The organism is Amaricoccus sp. W119, from assembly GCF_047275745.1.
In the GTDB taxonomy this organism is placed as follows: Bacteria; Pseudomonadota; Alphaproteobacteria; order Rhodobacterales; family Rhodobacteraceae; genus Amaricoccus.
Genome location: NZ_JBKQWU010000116.1, coordinates 1 through 5,915 on the forward strand (window position 1 = coordinate 1; position 5,915 = coordinate 5,915).

The 5,915-nt window shown below is 66.5% G+C and carries 4 protein-coding genes and 1 pseudogene; 4 read left to right on the top strand and 1 reads right to left on the bottom strand.

Annotated elements, in window-relative coordinates:
- Window positions 1–116 precede the first annotated feature (116 nt).
- A pseudogene (locus ACLJK8_RS21795) lies at window positions 117–268 on the top strand (transposase); the annotation flags it as partial.
- A 381-nt stretch (window positions 269–649) separates the two neighbouring features.
- On the opposite strand, the gene ACLJK8_RS21800 reads toward ACLJK8_RS21795, so the two are convergent.
- On the bottom strand, window positions 650–1,576 hold the full coding sequence (locus ACLJK8_RS21800) for a LysR substrate-binding domain-containing protein (RefSeq protein ID WP_413152536.1): 927 nt from the start codon (window positions 1,574–1,576) through the stop codon (window positions 650–652).
- Window positions 1,577–1,719: 143 nt separating this feature from the next.
- Between ACLJK8_RS21800 and ACLJK8_RS21805 the strand changes: the two genes are divergently transcribed.
- The 3 genes from ACLJK8_RS21805 to ACLJK8_RS21815 all read left to right on the top strand — a co-directional run.
- A complete protein-coding gene (locus ACLJK8_RS21805; RefSeq protein ID WP_413152537.1) occupies window positions 1,720–2,973 on the top strand; it encodes an aromatic ring-hydroxylating oxygenase subunit alpha in 1,254 nt (417 codons plus the stop codon).
- A 179-nt stretch (window positions 2,974–3,152) separates the two neighbouring features.
- Window positions 3,153–4,784 carry a BCCT family transporter gene (locus tag ACLJK8_RS21810; RefSeq protein ID WP_413152538.1) on the top strand — a complete coding sequence of 544 codons (1,632 nt, stop codon included), beginning with the start codon at window positions 3,153–3,155 and terminating at the stop codon, window positions 4,782–4,784.
- 93 nt (window positions 4,785–4,877) lie between these two features.
- Window positions 4,878–5,915 (top strand): alcohol dehydrogenase family protein (locus ACLJK8_RS21815; protein ID WP_413152539.1); only part of this gene is annotated, 1,038 nt, incomplete at its 3' end.

Genomic DNA, 5,915 nt, shown 5'->3' on the forward strand with positions numbered 1-5,915 from the left:
TTGACGCGGCCCCGATCGCGAGGGAAAAAATGATCGCCGCCCGATCGGAGGCTGACAGGCGGAACATGACCGACATCCGGACACCAGATGTCAGATCAAGTCTAAACTTATACAATTTCTGCGACCCCCAGTGCCCATGGCAGCGCGGAACAAACGAAAACACCAACGGCCTTCTCCGCCAGTATTTCCCCAAGGGACGGATCTCGGCCTCCATGGGCCCGACGAACTCGACGCCGCCGCCGCGCTCAACGACAGGCCACGCAAGACGCCCGCCGAGGCACTGGACGCGTATCTCATCAAAACTCAGATGTTCCGACGACCGGTTGAGACCGCCCAGTACGCCTCCGAGGCATGCGGCAAGCAACTCGTTGCCATGAAGCCGAAACCGTCGATGAGCCGGACGACGGCTTGCCGCTACGTCAACGCGCCAATGGAGAGCTTCTTCCACACGCTGAAGGTCGAACTCGTTCACCAACGGCGATGGACAGACCGCGAGGACGCCCGACGAGGCTTGTTCGCCCATATCGCGGATAGTCGGCGGGGGATCCGCTCCGCGCTCGGATAGAGAACTCCGGAACAGGCGGAACGGCAGATGGCCTGTCCGCGAAAGCGGGGGACGATCACTTCTTTGCCCTCGCTCAATCCGCCGTCATCTCGCGACGGCACCGTTCATCTTCTCTCCGATCCAGTCAGCGAAGGCGGCGACAGTTGGCCTGGCGGCGGCTCCGGGGGGAACGACGAGATTGTAGGTCTGCGCCGGACGGATGCTCTCTTCGCAGAGGCGGACCAGGCGGCCGTCCGTCAGCGCGCGCTCGACCAGCTTCGTCCAGCCGAGGGCGACGCCCAGCCCGTCGATGGCGGCGTAGATCGCGTCGCTGTGGTGGTTGAACTGCAGGGCGCTCGGCGCGTCGATGCGTCCCAGCCCCATCGCCACGAACCACCGCCGCCAGGTCATCCAGGTCGCATCATGGGCTTCGGCGAGGATTCGCGGCAGGGCCAGGACGTTCTCCGGGAAAGGCAGATGCGCGACGCTGTCCCGGAGCGCCGGGCTGCAGACCGGCACGACCTCGTCCGGCATGGAGGCGAGCACCTCCCCGTCGGCGAAGGGCGGCGTGCCGTAGCGCAGCACGACATCGACCGTCCGGTCCCTCAGATCGATCGGCAGATCCTGCGAGACGATACGCACCGCCACGTCCGGATGCGCGGCCCGGAACTCCGGCAGCCGCGGTGTCAGCCAGAAATGCGAGACGGCGAGGCTGGCGCCGATCATCAGGAGATTGGCCGGCGCGGTCCTTTCGGCGGGTCGGATGACATCGATCGCATCGCCGATTCCGTCGAAGGCCCGGGCGACGGCCATGGCAAGCACGGTACCGGTGGATGTGAGCTCGACCCTGCGATGGGCCCGGATGAAGAGCTTCGTGCGCAGATCCGTCTCGAGCTGATGGATCCGCCGGCTGACGGCGGCCTGAGTGACCCCGAGTTCGCGCGCGGCGGCGGTGAAGCCGCCGAGCCGGGCGGCCGCCTCGAAGCAGATCAGGGCCGAGAGGGACGGCAGGCTGTGTCTCAGCGACGGCATCGGGGCGGACTCGCGATCATGGTACGACGAAGCATAACCCAGAGTCATTGATCGGCGACATATTTCTGCCGTTGAGCGCCGGGGCCGCCGCGGCGTATTTCTGCGAACCGCATCAAGGCGCAACCCAGTTCCCGAGGCAGCCCATGCTAGACCTGTCCATCGAACCGATCTCGTCCCTTCTGCGCGCCCGCCGCGCGGGGTATACGCTGCCCGCCGGGCTCTACACGCGCCCCGACGCCTACGAGGCGGATGTCGAGGTGATCTTCCACCGGCACTGGATCGCCGCCGGTGTGGAAGCGGATGTCCCGGAGCCCGGCGATGTCTACGCCCTCGACATCGGCCGCTCGTCGATCGTGATCCTGCGCGATGACGACGGGATCGTCCGCGCCTTCCACAATGTCTGCTCGCATCGCGGCGCGAAGCTGCTCGATCCGGGCCCCGGCACCGTCGGGCGGCTGGTCTGTCCGTATCACCAGTGGGTCTATGAACTGTCGGGCGAGCTCATGGATGCGCCGCATATGGGCGCGGATTTCGACAAGGGGCTCGGCCATCTCCGCCCGGTCAACCTGCGCTCGATCGGCGGATTGCTCTATGTCTGCCTGAGCGACACGCCGCCCGAGGATATCGAGGATCTGGCCGCGGTCATGGAGCCGCGGCTCGCCGCCTATGACCTCGCCAATGCCAAGGTGGCCTTCGAGACGGATCTCGTCGAGCACGGCAACTGGAAGCTCACGATGGAGAACAACCGCGAGTGCTATCACTGCACCGCGAACCATCCCGAGCTCTGCGTTTCCTTCGTCCATTACGATTTCGGATACGATCCGGAGGGGCTCACGCCCGACGAGGCCGAGGAGGCGAAGGCCCATGCCGAGCGCTACGCGACGCAGAGCGCGGACTGGGAGGCGCAGGGATTTCCGTCCTCGGCGGTCGAACGCGGACCCGGTCATGCGACGAATTTCCGCACGCAGCGCCTGATCATCGCGGGGCCCGGCGAGTCGCAGACGCCCGACGGCCGCGCCGCCTCCAGCAAGCTGCTCGGCGGCATGACGCGCAAGGATACCGGCGACGTGCATCTCTGGGGCAACAATTCCTGGAACCACGTCATGGCCGATCACGCGGTGATCTTCGCGTGCTATCCGCTCGCGGCGGGCCGGACGCTGGTCCGCACCAAGTGGCTGGTGCACAAGGATGCCGTCGAGGGCCAAGACTACGACCTCGAAACGCTCACCGCGATCTGGAAGGCGACCAACGACCAGGACGCGGCGCTCGTGGCGCGGGCGCAGGCCGGGGCCGAGAGCATCGGCTACCGCCCCGGCCCCTATTCGACCTTCACCGAAGGCACGCTCGACGATTTCACCACCTGGTATGTCGAGCGCATGACGGCCAACGGCTACTGAACGTCACCGGCTCCGCCGGTTCGCCCGGCCCGGCCGGTTCGACCCGCCGGGCCGCCGGCGCCGAGACGTTCCGTTCCGCGCCCCCCGACCCGGCCCGGACAACATCCTGACCACGACCCAAGCCCCGGGTGGGGGCGAGCCAAGCGCGGAAACACGCGCGCCAAAGGGAGAATATCGGTATGGCCTTGAGACCTCCGATGACTGACCTGCCGATCGCGATTCACGACGCGGGCTTCTATGACGGCTTCAACCGTACGGTTGCGATCGGCTCGAAAGTGCTTGTCGGTGTTCTCATTCTCTGGGCCGCGGTCTTCCCCGAACAGGCCGCGGAGGTGCTCGCGGGCATCAACTCGGGTCTGATGGCGAACTTCGGGACCTGGTACATCTACGCGACCGCGTTCTTCGTCCTGATCTGCCTCGGCCTCGCCCTCTGGCCCGCCTCCGGACGCATCCGGCTCGGCCAGCCCGACGAGAAGCCGGAGTTCAGCAGCTTCTCCTGGTTCTCCATGATGTTCGGCGCGGGCATCGGCATCGGCATGATGACCTATTCGACCGCCGAACCGATCTATCACTTCTCGACCAACCCCGACGTGATCAAGGGGACCGTCGCCGGTGCCTCGGTCGAGACCGTGCGCTCCGCCTACAAGTGGTCCTTCCTTCACTGGGGGCTGACGCCCTGGGGCGCATACGCGCTCGTCGGCCTGTCGCTCGCGTTCTTCAGCTATTCGCGAGGGCTGCCGCTCACCATCCGCTCGGGCCTCGCACCGCTCTTCGGCGACGCGCTGCGCGGGCCGCTCGGCCATGTCATCGACATCGTCGCCGTGGTCGCGACCGTGCTCGGCGTCGCCGTCACCATCGGCTTCGGCGTCAGCCAGTTCGCCTCCGGGCTCTACGCGATCACCGGCGCGGAGTGGATGATGGTCGACGGCGCGCCGACCAATGGCATCATGGTCGTCTGCCTCGTGATCGTCATGGCCGCCTCGACCCTCTCGGCCGCGTCGGGCGTCGGCAAGGGCATCAAGTGGCTCTCCAACATCAACATGGGGCTCAGCTTCTTCCTGCTTGCCTTCTTCATCATCTTCGGGGCGACGCTCTTCTCCTTCCGCGCGTTCTTCGTCGGGCTCTTCGACTATCTCGTGGCGCTGCCGTCGATGATGTTCACCGTCTGGCACGATGACGGAACCGAGACCGGCAAGGCGCTGGCGGAATGGCAGTCGGCCTGGACCGTCTTCTACTGGGCCTGGTGGATCGCATTCGCGCCGTTCGTCGGCCTGTTCCTCGCGCGGATCTCGCGCGGACGCACGATCCGCGAATTCATCTTCGGCGCGATGCTCGTGCCCTCGCTGATGTGCTTCGCCTGGTTCGCCATCGTCGGCGGCACCGCCATCGACCTGGAACTGAGCGGCGTGGCGCAGGGCTCGATCATCAACGCGGGGCTTTCGTCGCAGCTTTTCGCGATGCTCGGAGTGATGCTCTCGCCCGCGTTCTTCATGGCGATGAATGCGATCATCGTCCTGCTGCTGCTCACCTATCTCGTGACCTCGGCGGACAGCGCGATCCTGATCATCAACACGATCAATTCGGGCGGTGACGCGAGCCAGAAGGGCAATCAGCACATCCTGATCTGGGGCGCGGGACTGACCGTCGTCATCGCCACCCTGCTCTATGCCGGCGGGCTTCAGGCACTCCAGACCGCGATGATCATCGGCGCGCTGCCCTTCTCGGCGATCATGGCGCTGAGCGCGATCGCGCTTGTCAAGGCGATCATCCGGGACGGAATCCGCGCCCGCGAGCAGGCCGCGGCCGCCTGATCCACCGGGGCGGAGGGGGCTGCTTCACACATGACCACGAAGGCGGACGGGACAATGGAGCGACGGACTTCCGCGGCACACCTCCCGGACAGGATGAAGGGTGTGCTCCTTGTCGGCCACGGTGGTTTCGAGAAGCTCGAGTACCGGGAGGATCTCCCGGTACCCGAACCAGGGGCCGGCGAGGTGCTGATCCGGGTCGCCGCCGCCGGCATCAACAACACCGACATCAACACCCGGATCGGCTGGTACTCCAAGACGGTCAAGGGCGGTACGGAGGCCGCGGCCTCAAGCCCCGGGACGTCGGAGGAGAGCGATGCGAGCTGGTCCGGCACGGCATTGTCGTTCCCGCGCATCCAGGGCGCCGATTGTTGCGGCCGGATCACCGCCGTCGGCGAGGGGGTTGATCCTGGCCGGATCGGCGAGCGGGTTCTGGTCCGCAACATGCTGCGCTCCTATGTCGACTACCGGCCGTTCGAATGCTGGACCTTCGGCTCCGAATGCGATGGCGGCTTCGCCCAGTTCGCGAAAGCGCCCTCGCGCGAGACCTACGGCGTGAACTGCGACTGGAGCGATGTCGAGCTCGCCTCGATCCCCTGCGCCTATTCGACCGCGGAAGGCATGCTGCATCGCGCGAATGTGGCGGACGGCGAGCATGTCGTCATCACCGGCGCCTCCGGCGGTGTCGGTTCGGCGGCGATCCAGCTGGCAAGTCGCCGCGGTGCCCGCGTCACCGCCGTCGCGGGAGCGGGCAAGGCCGACCATCTGCGCGCCCTCGGCGCCGACCGGGTGGTCCCGCGCGGCGAGAGCCTCGTCGATCACATTGGCGCGGAGACCGTCGATGTGGTCATCGATGTCGCGGCGGGGCCGGGTTTCCCCGAACTCCTCCACGTTCTTCGGCGCGGCGGGCGCTATGCCGTCGCCGGCGCGATCGCGGGACCGATCGTCGAACTCGACGTCCGGACCCTCTATCTGAAGGATCTCAGCTTCTTCGGATGCACGTTCCAGGACGATGCCGTTGACCTGCCCCCCGGTGGTCCCTCGCTCATGACGCGAGTCCGCAGGTTGGATTTCGGTATTGGTCTTCGCCGGATTTCACAAGCGCGCCGGGCGCGGAGCCCTCAGCCAGCTCAA